General features: G+C 73.7%; 13 protein-coding genes. 8 read left to right on the top strand and 5 right to left on the bottom strand.

All coding sequences use genetic code 11. From position 1 onward, the window contains the following. Positions 1-71: 71 nt before the first annotated feature. Both ACRB68_RS03005 and ACRB68_RS03000 read left to right on the top strand, forming a co-directional pair. A complete protein-coding gene (locus ACRB68_RS03005; RefSeq protein WP_153530719.1) occupies positions 72-410 on the top strand; it encodes a winged helix DNA-binding domain-containing protein in 339 nt (112 codons plus the stop codon). Beyond that, on the top strand, positions 407-1,069 hold the full coding sequence (locus ACRB68_RS03000) for a hypothetical protein (protein WP_153530718.1): 663 nt from the start codon (positions 407-409) through the stop codon (positions 1,067-1,069). Before ACRB68_RS03005 ends, ACRB68_RS03000 begins: the two co-directional genes overlap by 4 nt. Positions 1,070-1,109: 40 nt before the next feature. On the opposite strand, the gene panB is transcribed toward ACRB68_RS03000, so the two are convergent. Then, positions 1,110-1,958 carry a 3-methyl-2-oxobutanoate hydroxymethyltransferase gene (gene panB, locus ACRB68_RS02995; RefSeq protein WP_153530717.1) on the bottom strand — a complete coding sequence of 283 codons (849 nt, stop codon included), beginning with the start codon at positions 1,956-1,958 and terminating at the stop codon, positions 1,110-1,112. A 231-nt stretch (positions 1,959-2,189) separates the two neighbouring features. On the opposite strand from panB, the gene ACRB68_RS02990 reads away from it, so the two are divergent. The 4 genes from ACRB68_RS02990 to ACRB68_RS02975 all read left to right on the top strand — a co-directional run bounded on the left by ACRB68_RS02990 (position 2,190) and on the right by ACRB68_RS02975 (position 8,190). Beyond that, positions 2,190-3,755, top strand: a complete 1,566-nt coding sequence (locus ACRB68_RS02990) for an MFS transporter (protein WP_235958716.1) — start codon at positions 2,190-2,192, stop codon at positions 3,753-3,755. A gap of 18 nt (positions 3,756-3,773) precedes the next feature. Further along, complete coding sequence (locus ACRB68_RS02985) at positions 3,774-4,358, top strand: TetR/AcrR family transcriptional regulator (RefSeq protein WP_153530715.1); 585 nt, start codon at positions 3,774-3,776, stop codon at positions 4,356-4,358. 175 nt (positions 4,359-4,533) lie between these two features. Beyond that, the gene (locus ACRB68_RS02980) at positions 4,534-6,582 is read left to right on the top strand and encodes a SpoIIE family protein phosphatase (protein ID WP_328593681.1); all 2,049 of its coding nucleotides are present in this window, start codon (positions 4,534-4,536) and stop codon (positions 6,580-6,582) included. Positions 6,583-6,654: 72 nt separating this feature from the next. After that, positions 6,655-8,190 carry a beta-N-acetylhexosaminidase gene (locus ACRB68_RS02975; RefSeq protein WP_153530714.1) on the top strand — a complete coding sequence of 512 codons (1,536 nt, stop codon included), beginning with the start codon at positions 6,655-6,657 and terminating at the stop codon, positions 8,188-8,190. On the opposite strand, the gene ACRB68_RS40910 is transcribed toward ACRB68_RS02975, so the two are convergent. From ACRB68_RS40910 to ACRB68_RS02955, 4 genes are all read right to left on the bottom strand, one after another. Continuing rightward, a complete protein-coding gene (locus tag ACRB68_RS40910; protein WP_328593680.1) occupies positions 8,157-9,011 on the bottom strand; it encodes an ATP-binding cassette domain-containing protein in 855 nt (284 codons plus the stop codon). The two genes, ACRB68_RS02975 and ACRB68_RS40910, sit on opposite strands and share 34 nt — an antisense overlap. Continuing rightward, positions 9,008-10,759: a dipeptide/oligopeptide/nickel ABC transporter permease/ATP-binding protein gene (locus ACRB68_RS40905; protein ID WP_153530713.1), complete on the bottom strand. Its 1,752-nt coding sequence runs from the start codon at positions 10,757-10,759 to the stop codon at positions 9,008-9,010. Before ACRB68_RS40905 ends, ACRB68_RS40910 begins: the two co-directional genes overlap by 4 nt. Further along, positions 10,756-11,697 (bottom strand): ABC transporter permease, encoded by a 942-nt coding sequence (locus tag ACRB68_RS02960; protein ID WP_153530712.1) that lies wholly within the window; start codon positions 11,695-11,697, stop codon positions 10,756-10,758. Before ACRB68_RS02960 ends, ACRB68_RS40905 begins: the two co-directional genes overlap by 4 nt. 63 nt (positions 11,698-11,760) lie before the next feature. Further along, positions 11,761-13,293, bottom strand: a complete 1,533-nt coding sequence (locus ACRB68_RS02955; protein ID WP_153530711.1) for an ABC transporter substrate-binding protein — start codon at positions 13,291-13,293, stop codon at positions 11,761-11,763. Positions 13,294-13,491: 198 nt separating this feature from the next. Between ACRB68_RS02955 and ACRB68_RS02950 the strand changes: the two genes are divergently transcribed. Together ACRB68_RS02950 and ACRB68_RS02945 are read left to right on the top strand one after the other, a co-directional pair. Then, the gene (locus tag ACRB68_RS02950) at positions 13,492-14,217 is read left to right on the top strand and encodes a TetR/AcrR family transcriptional regulator (RefSeq protein WP_328593679.1); all 726 of its coding nucleotides are present in this window, start codon (positions 13,492-13,494) and stop codon (positions 14,215-14,217) included. Next, positions 14,183-16,441, top strand: coding sequence for a glycoside hydrolase family 3 C-terminal domain-containing protein (locus ACRB68_RS02945; protein ID WP_153530709.1), 2,259 nt, complete (start codon positions 14,183-14,185; stop codon positions 16,439-16,441). The genes ACRB68_RS02950 and ACRB68_RS02945 overlap by 35 nt, the downstream gene beginning before the upstream one ends. Positions 16,442-16,477 lie beyond the last annotated feature (36 nt).

Genomic DNA, 16,477 nt, shown 5'->3' with positions numbered 1-16,477 from the left:
CCCTTTTGCGGTCTTCCAGGCGCCCTGACCCCGATGCGGCCTATGATCGGGCCGGGACAGGGCAGGTGAACATGAGACAGAACCGCTCGGCGGATCCGTGGAGCACGTTCCTCGCACCCACCGACAGAGAGGGCGCGGCCCGCTCGCAGGCCGCGCGGGAGTCGGGGATGCCGCCGTCGTTCCTGCCGCACCCGGCCGGCCCCGACCCGGCGGACGCCTGTCGCAAGGTGCTGGACCAGCTCGCCTCCGCGCACGGCCCGCAGACCTTCGACCAGATCCGCTACGGCACCGGCCTCGGCCTGCTGGAGATCGCCGAGGCGGTCGAGCTGCTGCGCGACCGGGGCCTGGTCAGCGTGGAGTCCGGCACCGAGGAGGCGGTCCGCCTGACGGCGGGCGGGTCGGCTGGATGACCGGTTACCTCGTCACGGTCTCGCTGGCCTGCCTGGTCGGGGTCGCCGAGCTGGTCAGCCGCTACCGGGACCGCCCGATGACGCTGGTGCGGGTGCCGAGCACCTGGGCGTACGTGCTGATCAACGGCGCCGCCGGGGCCGGCTCGCTGCTGATCCTGCACACCTTCGGCTGGAAGTTCGGCGTGAAGTCGCCGGATGTGGCCGGCGCCACCCAGATCCTGGTCGCCAGCCTCGGCTCGATGATGGTCTTCCGCAGCGCGGTGTTCACCGTCCGCGTCGGCGACGAGGACGTGGCGGTCGGGCCGAGCACGCTGCTCACCTCACTGCTCTCCGCCGCCGACCGCGGCGTGGACCGGATGCAGGCCAAGACCCGCGCCGCCGAGGCCGGGCAGATCATGCGCGAGGTCTCGTTCGCCGAGGCCAAGCTGGCGCTGCCGACCTACTGCCTCGGGCTGCTGCAGAACGTGCCGGCCGAGGACCAGGCCGCGCTGCGCACCGCGGTGGAGGCGCTCGCGGGCAGTGACATGACCGACCGGCAGCGGGCGCTGAACCTGGGGCTGCTGCTGATGAACGTGGCGGGCCCGGACGTGCTGCGCGCGGCCGTGGACACCATGCGCGAGGAGATCACCCCCGAACGCGAGACGCCCGCGCTCGCCTGAGCGCGGGCGTCCGTCCCCTGGCGGGCGGGGATGCCGGGTGCTAGTGGTAGGAGTGCTCGGGGGCGGGGAAGGCGCCGCCGACGACCTCGTCGGCGTAGGAGCGGGCCGCGTCGCCGAGGATCGTCTGCAGGTCGGCGTACTTCTTGACGAACTTGGCGGTGTGCGGGGTGAGCCCGGCCATGTCCTGCCAGACCAGCACCTGCGCGTCGGTGCCGTCGCCGGCGCCGATGCCGATGGTCGGGATGGACAGCGACGCGGTGACCCGCGCGGCCAGGTCCTCGGGCACGCACTCCAGCACGACGGCGAACGCGCCGGCGGCCTCCAGCGCCTTGGCGTCGGCCATCAGCTCGTCGCCGGCCTGGCCGCGGCCCTGCACCCGGTAGCCGCCGAAGACGTTGACCGACTGCGGGGTGAGGCCGAGGTGGCCCATCACCGGGATGCCGGCGGCGACCATCGCCTCGGCCTGCGGCAGCACCCGGCGGCCGCCCTCCAGCTTGACCGCGTGCGCGCCGGTCTCCTTCAGGAACCGGGTCGCGGTGGCCAGGCCCTCGGCGACGCCGGTCTGGTAGGAGCCGAACGGCAGGTCGGCGACGACCATCGCGCGCTTGGAGCCGCGCACGACGGCGGCGGTGAGCGGGATGAGGTCCTCGACGGTGACCGGGATGGTGGAGTCGTAGCCGTAGACGACCATGGCGGCCGAGTCGCCGACGAGCAGGACCGGGATGCCGGCCTCGTCGAACACCCGCGCGGTGAGGGCGTCGTAGGCGGTCAGCATCGGCCACTTCTCGTGCCGCTCCTTGGCCGCGGCGATGTCGCGTACGGTGACCCTTCGCCCGCTCTGGCCGCCGTACAGGGCGGTCGGCTGTGCGGACGCAGCAGAAGAAGACATGAGTTACCTCCGGTCTTGAGGCGCCACGGTGGCGTACCCAGACCTGTTCGATCGTGCCACTTCCACAACGATTCGGGTACCCCCGACATTCCGGGATCTCGAACCGGCGGCCCGGCGCGCTATCGAAACGATACGGTTGCGTATCGCTAGGAAGGGGCGTACCTTCGATACGGAACGAACTCGTATCGATTCTTCTTCCCGATGTACCGAAACTCCCCCCGAAGGACTTCCTTGGATCCGCAGACCGTCCAACGCCGCCGCTGGGCCATCCTCGGCGTGCTGACGCTCAGCCTGCTGGTGGTGGTGCTCGACAACACCATCCTCAACGTCGCGCTGAAGACCATCGCCGACCCGCACAAGGGCCTCGGCGCCACCCAGGGCCAGCTCGAATGGTCCATCAACTCCTACACGCTCGTCTTCGCCGGCCTGCTGTTCACCTTCGGCGTGATCGGCGACCGGCTCGGCCGCAAGCGGGTGCTCGTCGGCGGCATGCTGGTGTTCGGCGTCGCCTCGCTGGCCTCGGCCTACGCGCAGTCGCCCGAGCAGCTGATCTGGGCGCGCGCCCTGATGGGCCTCGGCGGCGCCGCGGTGATGCCGCAGACCCTGTCGATCATCACCAACGTGTTCGAGCCCGCCGAGCGGGCCCGCGCCATCGGCATCTGGGCCGGCGCGGTCGGCCTCGCCGTGGCGATCGGCCCGGTCACCGGCGGCCTGCTGCTGGCGCACTTCTGGTGGGGCTCGGTCTTCCTGATCAACGTCCCGATCATCGTGGTGTCGGCGCTGCTCATGGCCTTCCTGGTGCCCGAGTCGCGCAACCCGCTCCCCGGCCGCCTGGACCCGCTCGGCGTGCTGCTGTCGATCGTCGGCCTGGTCGCCCTGTCCTACGGCATCATCCAGGGCGGCGACAAGGGCGCGTGGCTGACGCCCGCGGTGCTCGGCCCGATCCTGGCCGGCGCGGCCGTGCTCGCGCTGTTCGTCTGGCACGAGGCGCGCACCCCCGACCCCGCGTTCGACGTCAAGCTGTTCCGCGACCCGCGCATGTCGGTCGCCGTCGCCGCGATCGCGCTCTGCTTCTTCGCCGCCTCCGGCGTGTTCTTCTTCTCCGCCTTCTACATGCAGTCGGTCCGCGGCCTGTCGCCGCTGGAGTCGGGCGCGATGGTGCTGCCGTTCGCGGCGGCGCAGCTGTTCTTCTCCCCGCGCAGCGCCGCGATGGTGCGCCGGTTCGGCGCCAAGGCGGTGTGCGCCGTCGGCCTCGCGCTCGTCGGCGTCGCGCTCGGCGGGTTCATGACGGTCGGCGCCCACACCCCGCTGTGGGTGCTCGGGGTGGTCTTCTTCGTCCAGGGCACCGGGATGGCCAACGTCATGCCGCCGGTGACCGAGTCGGTGATGTCGGCGCTGCCCCGCGAGAAGGCGGGTGCCGGGTCGGCCATCAACAACACCGCCCGCCAGGTCGCGGTCGCGATGGGCGTGGCCGTGCTCGGCTCGGTCGTCGCCTCGGTCTACCGCGGCGACCTGCACGACCGGCTCGCCGAGCTGCCGCCCGCCGCGCGGGAGGCGGCCGGCCAGTCCATCGCCGGCGCGCACGCGGTCGCCGACCGGATGGGGGCGGCCGGGACGAGCCTCGCCGAACCCGCCAACGCCGCGTTCGTGCACGCGATGCACGTCTCGTCGCTCGTCGCGATGATCATCGCCTTCGCCGGCGCGCTGGTCGTGCTGCGCTGGATGCCGGGGCGGCAGGAGCGGGACGACGCGCCCGCGGCGACGCCCACGCCGGAGCAGGAACCGGCCGGGGTGTGACTATAAAGTGAACCCGCTATGACCGATTCGATGACCACCCGCCCGCCGGGCCGCCCGCGCAGCGAGCGCGCCGAGAAGGCGATCGTCGACGCCACCCTCGAGCTGCTGGCCGAGGAGACGGGGGTGGCCGGGGTCTCCATCGAGGCCGTGGCCACCCGGGCGGGGGTCGGCAAGACCACGATCTACCGCCGCTGGCCCAACAAGGAGGCGCTGATCGTGGGGGCGCTGGCGACGGCCAAGGCGCCGGTGCCGCCGCCGGTCGGCGCGTCCGCGCGCGAGGACCTGCTCATGGTGGCCCGCGCGCTGGCGGCCGGCCGGCGCGGGCCGCACGGCCGCTGCTTCCACAGCCTGCTCGGCAGCGCCGAGAAGTACCCCGAGCTGTTCGCCCGCTACCGGCAGGACGTCATCGAGCCGCGCCGGGAGATGATGCGGGCGGCGCTGCGCCTCGGGATCGAGCGCGGCGAGCTGCGGCCCGACCTGGACCTGGACGTCACCCTGGCGATGCTCATCGGCGCGTTCGGGATGCCGGCCTCCCAGGAGGCGCTGCCGCCGGACTATCCCGAGCGGGTCGTGGACGCGCTGCTCCGCGGAATCGCCCTTTAAGGATCATCTTCACCATTTCGGTCCAGTAAGCGTGATCTTCTCCCCGGGATCACGCCTCATGCCCCATACTGGCGCAGGGGAGTGGTATGACGACCGGTCTGGAGCGCGTCAGGTGAGATCCGTGATGGCGCCGCGTGGCGATGCGCCCGCCAACGATTCCGCTTCTCGTACGCTCGTGCTGGGCATCGACGGCGGGCGCCGGATCGTGCAGTGCGGCCCGAACGCCCCGGCCGTCCTCGGCCACGACGCGGCGGCCCTCATCGGCCGCCCCGCCGCCGACCTGGTCGGCGAGGAGGCCAAGGCCGACCTGGAGGCGCTGCTGGAGGCGGTCGGCGCGGGCCAGGAGCGCACCGGCATGCTGACCGTGCGGCGCGGCGACGGCGCCACCACCGACGCCGTGGTCACCGCCCAGCCCATGGTCGGCGACCCCGGCGAGCGGCCCGCCGGGCTGCTGTTCGTCCGGGTGGCGCTGCCGCCGAGCGAGCGCTACCAGGACCCGGCGCTGATGCGGCGGGCCCTGATGGACGACCCGCTCACCCGGTTCGGCGCGTCCCTGGACCTGGACCAGTCGGCCCGCGAGCTGGTCGAGGTGATCGTCCCGCACTACTGCACCACCGCCTCGGTGATGGTGCTGGAGAGCCTGGTCGCCGCCGACGAGGTGCACGCCGAGTCCGGCTCGGCGGTGCTGCGCCGCCTCGCGGTCACCTCCGACGACAACAACCCCATGTGGACCGCCACCTTCCCGGTCGGCGAGGTCCTCATCTACCCCGAGGGCACCCCCTACCGGCAGGTGCTGGACAGCGCGCGGCCGGTCCACCTGCCGCACGTCGCCGCCGAGACGGCCGGCGACATCGCCGCCCGGTGGCGCCGCGGCCCGGCCGGCGACCTGCTGACCGGCGTGTCGATGGTGCTGCTGCCGCTGATCGCCCGCGACACCCTGCTCGGCTTCATCGCCTGCACCCGGGTGCCGGGGTTCCGTCGCTTCGACGCCTACGACGTCGAGATCGGGATGGAGTTCGCGGCCCGCGCCGCGATCGTCATCGACAACGCCCGGCTGTTCAGCCGCGAGCGCGCCACCGCGCTCACCCTGCAGCGCAGCCTGCTGCCGAACCGGCTGACCGCGCCCTCCACCGTCGAGGTGCGGCACCGCTACCTGCCCGGCAGCAAGCTGGTCGAGGTCGGCGGCGACTGGTACGAGTCGATCGCGCTGCCCGGCGCCCGGGTCGCGCTGATCGTCGGCGACGTCGCCGGGCACGGCGTGCGCGCCGCGGTCACCATGGGCCGGCTGCGCACCGCGCTGCACACCCTGGCCAACCTGGAGCTGCCGCCCGCCGACGCGCTCGGCGTCATGCACGAGCTGATGGTCGAGCTCGGCGAGCAGGAGCCGCACTTCGCCACCTGCGTGTACGCCGTCTACGACGCCACCACCGGCACCCTGGAGATCGCCTCGGCGGGCCATCTGCCGCCGCTGCTGGTCGGCCCGGACGGCGCCAAGGAGTACCTGTCCATCCCGCCCGCGCCGCCGCTCGGGGTGTCGGGCGGCGCCGCGATCGAGAGCCGCGAGTTCACCGTCGAGGACGGCAGCGTCTTCGTCATCTACACCGACGGGCTGGTGGAGAACCGCGGCCGCGACATCGACGACGGCCTGGCGCGGCTGAAGGGCATCTTCGGGCCCGGCACCGCGACCCGCTCGATGGAGGACATGGCCAAGGCCACCCTGGCGGGCGTGTACGCCGACCACCACCGCGACGACATCGCGGTGCTGATCTCCCGGCTGCGCCGGCTGCCCGCCGACCGGTGCGCGTCCTGGTCGCTGCCGACCGACCCGGCCGCGGTCCGCCGCGCCCGCGGCCTGGTCCGCGCCAAGCTCGCCGAGTGGGGCCTGGAGGACCTGGCCTACACCACCGAGCTCCTGGCGTCCGAGCTGATCACCAACGCGCTGCGGTACGCGCCCGGCGGCATCCAGCTGCGGCTGCTGCTGGAGCGCACCCTGGTCTGCGAGGTGCTGGACCGCTCCGCGGCGCTGCCGCGGCTGCGGCACGCCGCCGACGACGAGGAGAACGGCCGCGGCCTGCTGGTGGTGAGCGAGCTGGCCCGCCGCTGGGGCACCCGCCGCACCGCCGCCGGCAAGGTCGTGTGGTGCGAGCAGGTCGTCCCGGGCGTGGACCCCGAGCCCGAGGAGCCGGTCACGTCCTGGCCGGGCGAGGCCCACCACCGCGAGTGACCCGGCGCACGGCAGGGTGAGACACCGGCATAGCGGGCATGCGCCCGCACAGGCACGGCGAAGGAGCCGGTTTTGATCGTTCCACTGCCCCGGCGGATGACGCCGGAAGGGCCCGGCCTGCGGCTCGGCGCCCGGGTGCGCGTCGCGGTGCCGTCGCAGGAGCTGCGCGGCCTGGGGGAGGTCGTCGCGGACCTGCTGGCGCGCGTGCACGGGGTGGACGCGGTCGTCCAGGCCGGCGGCGAGGGAGACCTGGTGCTGGCGCTGGACGCCGCGGCCGGTCCCGGAGAAGGCCATGAGCTGACGGTGAACGAGGACGGCGCCACGGTGCGCGCGTCCTCCGCCGAAGGGCTCTTCCGGGGCGCCACCACCTTCGCGCAGCTGATCGGGCCGGATTCGGTGGTGCCCGGGGTGCGGATCGGCGACGCCCCGGCCCTGGCGTGGCGGGGGCTGTCACTGGACGTGGCGCGGCGGTTCTTCACCGTCGCCCAGGTCAAGAAGGTCGTCGACCTGCTGGCCCTGTACAAGTTCAACGTGCTGCACCTGCACCTCACCGACAGCCAGTCCTGGCGGCTGGAGATCGACGGCTGGCCGCGCCTCACCGACCCGGCGTGCTGGCCCGAGGGCGAGCTCACCGCGGAGGAGGGCGGCCGGCCCTACTACACGCAGGACGACTACCGGGAGATCGTCGCGTACGCGGCCGCCCGGTTCGTCACGATCGTCCCCGAGCTCGACATGCCCGGCCACGTGCTGGCGGCCGTCCGCGCCTACCCCGGGCTGCAGGGCGACCACAAGCCCGCGCATCGGCAGATGGCCTTCCTCGACCCCGGGTCGAAGGAGGCGGTCCGGTTCGTCACCGAGACGCTCGGGCAGCTCGCCGCGCTGACTCCGGGGCCGTACCTGCACCTCGGCGGCGACGAGGCGTTCGGCATGCCGCCCGAGCTGTACGCGCGGTTCGCCGCGCGGGCGCTGGAGATCGCCCGCGGCACCGGGAAGAAGGTCGTCGTCTGGCAGGAGGGCGCGCGGTCCGGCGCGCTGACGCCGCACGAGACGGTGCAGGCGTGGATCGGCCGCGGGGACGAGTTCGACGCCGAGGCCGCCCGCGCGACGGCGCCGCCGGAGTACCTGCCGTTCGTCGACATGATGGCCGAGGCCTTCGCCGAGGCCGGGCGCGACGTCCCGGCGGCCGTCGCCGCCGGCGCGCCGGTGCTCGCCTCGGCCAGCAGCTTCCTGTACCTGGACCGCCGCTACGCCGAGGACTCGCTGCTGGACGGGCAGACCGCCCGGCGGACCGAGGTCGGCTTCGGCTCCTACGAGCCGCGCACGTGCCGGGAGCTGTTCGCCTGGCGGCCGGACGCCATGCCGGAGATCCCGGCCGGCGCCCGGCTCGCCGGCGTGGAGGCCGCGATCTGGTGCGAGACCGTCAAGGACTTCGACGACCTGGCGTTCCTGCTGCTGCCCCGCCTGCCGGGCATCGCGGAGAAGGCGTGGACGTCCGCGGAGACCGGCTGGGACGATTACCGCGGGCGCCTGTCCGCGCATCGCGGCTGGTGGGAGCGCCTCGGCTGGGGCGGCTACTACCGCTCGGCGGAAGTGTTCGGCCCCGCGTAGGCGCGTTCGAACGCCTCCCTGCGCGCGCGCTGCCCGGCGACGTCGGCGACCGGCGCCGACAGCAGCAGGTTCCGCGTGTAGGGGTGCCGCGGCCGGGTCGTCACCTCGGCGGCCTCGCCGGTCTCCACGATCTCGCCATGGTGGATGACGGCGACCCGGTGGCTGATGTACCGGATCACCGCGAGGTCGTGCGAGACGAACAGGTAGGACACCCCCGTCCGCTCCTGGATCTCCAGGAACAGGTCCAGGACGGTCTTGCGGGTGGTGAGGTCCAGCGCCGAGACCGGCTCGTCGCACACGATCAGCTTCGGGCCGATCGCCAGCGCGCGGGCGATCGCGACGCGCTGGCGCTGCCCGCCGGAGAACTCGCGCGGCAGCCGGGAGGCGGCGTCGGCCGGCAGCCCGACGCGCTCCAGCAGGTCGCCGACGCGGCGGCGGGCGCCGGCCCGGCCCTGCCCTTGCGCGCGCAGCGGCTCGGACAGCGTGTCGCCGATGGTCAGGGACGGGTTCAGCGAGGTGTAGGGGTCCTGGAAGACGACCTGGATGTCGCGGCTGAGCAGCCTGCGGCGCCGTCCGGTGGCCCGCTCGATGCGCTCGCCCGCGAAGGTGATGCCGCCGGAGCCCACCGGGACGAGCCCGAGGACGGCCCGGCCGATCGTCGTCTTGCCCGACCCGGACCCGCCGACCAGCCCGAGCGTCTCGCCGCGGCGCACGTTCAGCGACACGCCCTTCAGCACCTCGTTCGGCGCGGCGCGCCATCCCTTGCCGGGGAAGGAGACCCGCAGGTCCTCGATCACCAGCAGGTCGTCGTCCTTCGTCACACCGTCTCCTCTGCCGCAGGCTGCCAGGGCGCGCGGGCCGGCGCGTGGTCCAGCACCGCGCCGAGCAGCCGCCGGGTGTAGGGGTCGCGCGGGTCGCTCAGGACCTGCTCGGCCGTGTCGGTCTCGACGATGCGGCCGTCGTGCATCACGGCCACCCGGTCGCACACGTCCGCGACGACGCCGAGGTCGTGGGTCACCAGCAGGACGCCGAGGCCGCGTTCGCGCTGCAGCCGCCGCAGCAGGCCGAGCACCTCGGCCTGCACCATGACGTCGAGCGCGGTGGTCGGCTCGTCGGCGATGAGCAGCCCGGGGTCGCACGACATCGCCCCGGCGATCAGCACCCGCTGCGCCATGCCGCCGGAGATCTCGTGCGGGTAGGACCCGAACACGCGCTCGGGTTCGGTGATCTCCACCATGCGCAGCAGGTCCAGCGCGCGGCGCCGGGCCTCGGCCCGGGAGATCCCGAGCCGGTGGCGCATCGGCTCCATCAGCTGGGCGCCGACGGTGAAGGAGGGGTCCAGGTTGCTCATCGGCTCCTGCGGGATGTAGGCGACGGCGTTCCCGCGCAGCGCGCGGTGCGCCCGCTCGGGCAGGCCGACGATCTCCAGGCCCTCGACGGTGACGCTGCCCGCGCCGACGTGCCCGCCCTCGGGCAGGATGCCGAGGATCGAGAAGGCCGTCTGGGTCTTGCCCGACCCCGACTCGCCGACCAGCCCGACGATCTCCCCGGCCCGCACGTCCAGGTCCACGCCGTGCACGACCTGCTTGGAACGGCCGTCCGCGAGGGCGTAGGCGACCGTCAGCCCGCGCACCGACAGCAGCCCGGCGCGGCCGGGCTCGCCGCCGGGCGGGGGAGCGGCCTTGGGCGGGCGGGGCCGGCGGCGCGCCGGGGGTGTCCCGCGGTCCTCCAGCGCGTCGCGCAGCGCGGCGGCGAGCAGCACCAGGGACGCGTTGGTCAGGCCGAGCGCCAGCCCCGGCCACACGATCATCCCCGGGGCGCGCTGGATGTTCTTGAACGCCTCGTTCAGCATCGCGCCCCAGGTCGGGGCGGAGCCGCTGCCGATGCCGAGGAACTCCAGCCCGGCCTGCAGGCCGATGGCGATGCCGGCGACCAGGGCGGTCTGGATGATGATGGGGCCGCGCACCACGACGAGCACGTGGCGCGCCACGATCCGGGTGCCGGACAGGCCCGACACCCGCGCGGCGTCCACGTACAGCTCGTTGCGCACGCCGGCGACGATGCCGCGCACCAGCCGGAAGAAGGCGGGCGCGACCAGGAGGCCGAGCACGACCATCAGCACCCATACCGTGGGGCCGAGGATGGCGCGGCAGGCCAGCAGCACCACCATCGCCGGGAGCGCCATGACCAGGTTGACGACCCAGTTCGCGGCGGCGTCGACGCGGCCGCCGCGGTAGCCGGCCAGCAGCCCCGCCGGCACGCCGGCCGCCAGCGCGACCAGCACGGCGAGCACCGCGCCGCCGAGGGTGGCGCGGCCGCCGTACAGCAGCCGGGACGCGATGTCGCGGCCGGCGGAGTCCAGGCCGAGGGGGTGGCCGGGACCGGGCCCGCCGAAGGAGTCGCGCAGGCTCGCCAGGTCGGGGTCCTGCGGGCTGAGCACGGGCGCCAGCAGGACGGCCGCGACGATGACGGCCAGCACGAGCGCCGAGCCGAGCCCGAGCGGGTTGCGCAGGACGCGGCGGGCCGCGCCGGACCGGCGGGCGGCGGCGGGCGGCGGGGTCTCGCTCATACGCTCCTCGCTCTGGGGTTGAGCCAGCCGATCAGGACGTCCACCACGAGGTTGACCGCGACCACCAGGACCACGGTCACCATGACCAGCGCCATGATCACCGGGATGTCGCCGCGGGTGGTGTAGGTGACGGTCATGCTGCCGATGCCGGGCAGCCCGAAGATCTGCTCCACCAGCACCGAGCTGCCGAGCAGCCCGACGAACTGCAGGCTGAGGGTGGTGAGCGCGGGGGCGGCGGCGTTGCGCAGCACGTGCCGGAACAGGATCCGCGACGGGGGCAGCCCGCGGGCGCGCAGCGTGCGGACGTAGTCCTGGCGCAGCACGTCGATCACCGCGCCGCGGACCTGCTGGGACACGCCCGCGACGCCGGCCAGCGACAGCGACAGCACCGGCAGCGTGATCGTGGACAGCCAGCCCGGCACCGACTCGGTGAGTCCGGTGTAGCCGATGGCGGGGAACCAGCCGAGCCGCACCGCGAACACCACCACGATGACCAGGGTGACCAGGAAGCCCGGCAGCGCGTAGCCGGCGACGCCGAGCATCTGCACCAGGCGGTCGGCGGGGCCGCGCCGCACGCCGGCCCACACGCCGAGGAGCAGCGACACCGCGGCGGTGACCAGCAGGACGCCGATCATCAGGCTGGCGGTGACCGGCAGCCGGGTGCCGACGGCCTGCCGCACGTCCTCGCCGGTGAACCAGGAGGTCCCGAGGTCGCCGCGCACCGCGTGCGCCAGCCAGTCCGCGTACCGGGCCGGCACCGGGCGGTCCAGGCCGAGCTCGGCGTTCTTGGCGTCGACCAGGTCCTGGGCGGCGCCGGACCCGAGGAGCTGGCGGCCCACGTCCAGGTGCGGGACCGACAGCAGCAGATAGGACAGGAAGGAGATCACGAACAGGAGCACCGCCCCCGCGGCGAGCCTGCGGGCAACGAAGTTCAGCATGGGCCTCGGCATCCGTTGACGGGCCGGCCGGGAGCGGGCCGCGCGCCCGCTCCCGGCCGGGTCTCACTTGGCGGGGGCGTAGTCGTACAGGGACGGCACGGCCATGCCCGACTGCGGCGTGATCTTCACGGTGCCGTCGGAGACGTGCAGGTAGGACATCCGGTAGAAGGGCACGAACCAGGCGTCCTTCACCAGGTGCTCGTTCAGGGCCCGCAGCTCGGCCTTGGCGCCGCCGGCCTCGGCCGCCTGGATCTTGGGCAGCAGCCCCTTCACGGTGTCGTCGGTGTAGCCGAACATGTTGAAGGCGCCGGGCAGGACGTAGTCGCTGATGGCGAGCCAGTCGGTGGTGGGCTGCCCGAGGTTCATCACCATGGCCGAGTAGCCGCGTTCGGTGAAGATGCGCCGGATCGCGCCGCCGTCGACGTTGTCCCAGGCGACCTTGACGCCGACGGCGCCGAGGTCGGTCTGCAGCGACGAGGCCAGCGCGTCGGGGACGATGGCCGACACGCGCGGCAGCTTCAGCGTGAACCCGCCGGCCTGCCCGGCCTGCTTGAGCAGGTCGCGCGCCTTGGCGGGGTCGTAGGCGTAGTAGCCGTCGAGCTCCTTGACGTAGCCGGCCGCGCCGGTGCCGAAGATCTGGCTGGTGGCCTCGCCGCGTCCCTGGCGGAGCTTGGCGAGCATCGTCTTGCGGTCGATCGCGTAGTTCAGCGCCTGCCGGACGCGGGGGTCGCGCAGCGCGGGGGTGCGGACGCCCGCGCGGTCGAACAGCACCAGGCCCTGGAAGTCGAACTCCTGCTTGGTCTTGACGATCTTGGGGACGGACTCGATCCCGGCCTGCTGGTCGGCGTCCTGGAGGACGGCGGCGTCGATCTGCCCGGTCCGGATGCCGTTGACGATCGCGGTCTCGTTGTCGAAGTAGCTGATGGTGACGGAGTCGTAGGGCAGCTTGGTGCCCCAGTAGTTCTGCGCCCTGCTGTAGACCCACCGGGTGCCGATGGCCGACTTCTTGGCGTCCAGGTCGTAGGGGCCGGTGCCGTCGGGCCTGGTCTTCAGCGGGTCGCCGGGCTTGGCGAACGCCGCCGGGTTGGCCATGAGCCCGGCCGCGTCGCTGAGGTAGAACAGCATCGCCGGGTCGGGCTGGGCCAGCTTCAGCGCCAGGTGGGTCTTGTCGGCCACCGTGATGGCCTTGACGCCCTTCAGTGTCTTGGCCTGGGCGCCGGTCTTCTTGACGAAGCGTTCCATGTTCGCCTTGACGGCGGTCGCGTCGAAGGGGGTGCCGTCGTCGAACTTCACCCCGTCGCGCAGGGTGAGCCTCAACTCGGTGCGGTCGGTGTCGTACTCCCACTTGGTGGCGAGCATCGGGCTGTAGGAGCCGTCCGCCTCGCGCTTGATGAGCGTGTCGTAGACCGCCTGGAAGAACGGCATCGCGCTTCCGTTGGCGTCCGCGGGGTCCAGGCTCTGCGGCAGGGTCAGCGTGGCGATGTTCAGGGCATCGGTCCCGCCCTTGGCGCCGCCCGAGCCGGCGCATCCGGTGAGCACGGCCGCGGCGGCGGCGCCCGCCGCGACGATGGCGGCGCCTCTGCTGGTCTTCTTCATGGATTCACTCCGTCTTGAGAGCAAAACCGCCCTTACGGCGAGATTTCGGCGAGCATACAGAGAAAACTAACCACGTGGTAGGTTTTTGGCGCGGCGTGCGCGGAGGTCCAGGCCGTAGCGTTGGCGGCGGTGCCCGGCCGCGCCCGCGCGCGGCCCCCGGGGCGCCCGGATCCGCCGACCTCGCAGAAAGGCCCGCCCGTGACCGACCCCTCCCCGCGCCGCCCGACCAAGGGGGAGCGCACCCGCTCGCGCATCCTGGACTCGGCGGCCGAGCTGTTCTCCCGGTCGGGCTTCCACGCCGTGTCGCTGCGCGACATCGCCGCGCACGCGGGGCTGACCCACGCCGGCCTGCTGCACCACTTCCCCAGCAAGGAGGCCCTGCTGATCAAGGTGCTGGGCCGCCGGGACCGCCACGACGCGCTGCTGCTGTTCCCGCCCGGCCACGAGCCGCGCGCCGACGAGCTGCTCGACGACATCGTCGGCGTGGTGTCGCGCAACATGCGCACCCCGGGGCTGGTCGGCCTCTACGTGAAGATCTCCGGCGAGGCGGTCAACCCCGAGCACCCGGCGCACGACTACTTCGTCCAGCGCTACCAGGTGCTGCGCGACCGCCTGACCTGGGCGTTCGGGCAGCTGTTCGCCCAGGCGTCCCCGCCGCTGGAGCACGATCCGGCGCTCGCGGCCCGGCAGCTGCTCGGCCTGATGGACGGCCTGCAGACCCAGTGGCTGCTGGAGCCGGACGCGATCGACATGCAGGCCTGCGTCGTGGCGTTCCTGCGGCAGTTCGGCCTCACCGTCCACGTCTCGCCCAAGCCCTTCAAGCTTCCCGCCGAGGGCCGCGGAACCGCGGCCCGGCCGACCGACACCGATCCATCGAACGAGGTGGCGCATGACCCGTCCCGACCAGCAGCCGGCGAATCCTGACCCGTCCCCGGACGCCCTGTCCCTGCAAGAGCGGGCGTCGCTCACCTCCGGCGGCGACACCTGGCACACCACCGCGGTGCCGGGGGTGCGGGCGCTCACCCTCGCCGACGGCCCGCACGGCATCCGCCGCCAGGCCGAGGGGAGCGGCGACGCCCTCGGGCTCGACGTCAGCGTCCCGGCCACCTGCTTCCCGCCCGCGGTCACGCTCGGCTCGTCCTGGGACGCCGGCCTGGCCCGCCGGGTCGGCGCCGCGCTCGCCCGGGAGGCGTCCGCGCTCGGCGCCGACGTCGTCCTCGGCCCCGGCGTCAACATCAAGCGCTCCCCGCTGTGCGGCCGCAACTTCGAGTACTTCTCCGAGGACCCGCACCTGACCGGCGCCATGGGCGCCGCCGTCGTCACCGGGATCCAGTCGCTCGGGATCGGCGCGTGCGTCAAGCACTTCGCGGCGAACAACCAGGAGACCGACCGGATGCGGATCAGCGCGGACGTCGACGAGCGGACGCTGCGCGAGATCTACCTCGCCGCCTTCGAGCACATCGTGCGCACGGCGGACCCGGCCATGGTCATGTGCTCCTACAACAAGATCAACGGTGTGCACGCGTCCCAGAACCGCTGGCTGCTCACCGAGGTGCTGCGCGAGGAGTGGGGCTTCGGCGGCGCGGTGGTCTCCGACTGGGGCGCCGTCAACGACCGGGTGGCCGCGCTCGCCGCCGGGCTCGACCTGGAGATGCCGCCCACCGGCACCGACCAGGAGATCGTCGACGCCGTCCGGTCGGGGCGGCTGGCCGAGGAGGACGTCACCCGGGCCGCCGGACGCGTGATCGCCCTCGCCCGGCGGGCCGGGACGGCGGAGCGGTTCACCGGCTGGGACGTCGACGCCCACCACGAACTCGCCCGCGAGGCCGCCCGCGCGTCGGCGGTCCTGCTGAAGAACGACGGCGACGTCCTGCCGCTGGACCCGCGGGCCGGGCAGCGCGTGGCCGTGATCGGCGAGCTGGCCCGGACCCCGCGCTACCAGGGCCACGGCAGCTCCCACGTCGTCCCCACCCGGCTCGACAACGCCTGGGACGCCCTGACCGGCGGATTCGGCCCCGCCGCCACCCTGGACTTCGCCGCCGGTTACCGGCTGGACGGCGAGCCGGACGCCGGCCTGGCGCAGGAGGCCGTCGCCGCCGCTGAGCGGGCCGACGTCGCGCTGGTCTTCCTCGGCCTGCCCGACCAGGCCGAGTCCGAGGGGTTCGACCGCGCCGGCATCGACCTGCCGGACGTGCAGACCGGCCTGCTGCGCGAGATCGCCGGGGCCTGCGGGCGGGTCGTCGTCGTGCTCGCCAACGGCGGCGTGGTGTCGGTCGCCGAGTGGCGCGACGACGTCGCGGCGATCCTGGAGGCGTGGCTGCCGGGCCAGGCCGGCGGCGCGGCGATCGCCGACCTGCTGCTGGGCGCCTGCAGCCCCTCGGGCCGCCTCACCGAGACGATCCCGCTGCGCCTGCGCGACGTCCCCTCCTACCTGCACTTCCCCGGCGCGGACGGGCACGTCGTCTACGGCGAGGGCCGCTACGTCGGCTACCGCCACCACGACACCCTCGGCACCGAGGTCGCCTACCCGTTCGGGCACGGGCTCGGCTACACCCGGTTCGAGTACTCCGGCCTGGACGCCCGCGAGACGGCGCCGAACGAGTGGGCCGTCGAGGTCACCGTCACCAATGTGGGCGAGCGGGCCGGCGACGAGGTCGTCCAGCTGTACGTGGCCTTCGACGAGGAGGCGCCCACCCGCCCCCGGCACGAGCTGCGCGGATTCGCCAAGGTCGGGCTGGAGCCCGGCGAGGGGACGCGGGTGCGGTTCACGCTCGGCGGGCGCGACATCGCCCGGTGGTCGCCGGCGCGCGGGGAGTGGGCGATCGACCCGGGCCGGTTCACCGTGGAGGTCGGCGCGTCCTCCCGCGACATCCGGGCCCGCGCCGAGCTCGCCACCCCAGGGGACGGGCACGTCGCGGTCCTGGGCCGGATGTCCACCCTGGGGGAGTGGCTCGACCATCCCGTGGGCGGTCCGGTGCTGAAGGGGCTGCTGCGCGGCGCGCCCGGCGCGGCGCCGAGCTCGCCGGCGCTGCGCGCCCTGGCCCGGGGCGTCCCGCTGGCCAAGTTCACCACCTTCGGCATCGGCCTGACCGCCGAGAGCATCGACCGGCTCATCGAAGCCGTCCGGGAGGCCGAGGCGCGCGGCTGACCCGCGCGGGCGGTCCGCCCCGTCGCGGACGGGGCG

Source organism: Actinomadura macrotermitis, assembly GCF_009604375.1.
GTDB classification, from domain to species: domain Bacteria; phylum Actinomycetota; class Actinomycetes; order Streptosporangiales; family Streptosporangiaceae; genus Spirillospora; species Spirillospora macrotermitis.
Note: the sequence above shows the minus strand (reverse complement) of the source record. Positions and strands in the feature narration are given on the sequence as shown.

What these genes read in the sequence shown, in the direction of transcription:
- ACRB68_RS02960 (WP_153530712.1), bottom strand. Translation starts at nt 11,697, where the DNA reads ATGCTGAACTTCGTTGCCCGCAGGCTCGCCGCGGGGGCGGTGCTCCTG.
- ACRB68_RS03000 (WP_153530718.1), top strand. Translation starts at nt 407, where the DNA reads ATGACCGGTTACCTCGTCACGGTCTCGCTGGCCTGCCTGGTCGGGGTC.
- ACRB68_RS02985 (WP_153530715.1), top strand. Translation starts at nt 3,774, where the DNA reads ATGACCGATTCGATGACCACCCGCCCGCCGGGCCGCCCGCGCAGCGAG.
- ACRB68_RS40905 (WP_153530713.1), bottom strand. Translation starts at nt 10,759, where the DNA reads ATGAGCGAGACCCCGCCGCCCGCCGCCGCCCGCCGGTCCGGCGCGGCC.
- ACRB68_RS03005 (WP_153530719.1), top strand. Translation starts at nt 72, where the DNA reads ATGAGACAGAACCGCTCGGCGGATCCGTGGAGCACGTTCCTCGCACCC.
- ACRB68_RS02945 (WP_153530709.1), top strand. Translation starts at nt 14,183, where the DNA reads ATGACCCGTCCCGACCAGCAGCCGGCGAATCCTGACCCGTCCCCGGAC.
- panB (WP_153530717.1), bottom strand. Translation starts at nt 1,958, where the DNA reads ATGTCTTCTTCTGCTGCGTCCGCACAGCCGACCGCCCTGTACGGCGGC.
- ACRB68_RS02955 (WP_153530711.1), bottom strand. Translation starts at nt 13,293, where the DNA reads ATGAAGAAGACCAGCAGAGGCGCCGCCATCGTCGCGGCGGGCGCCGCC.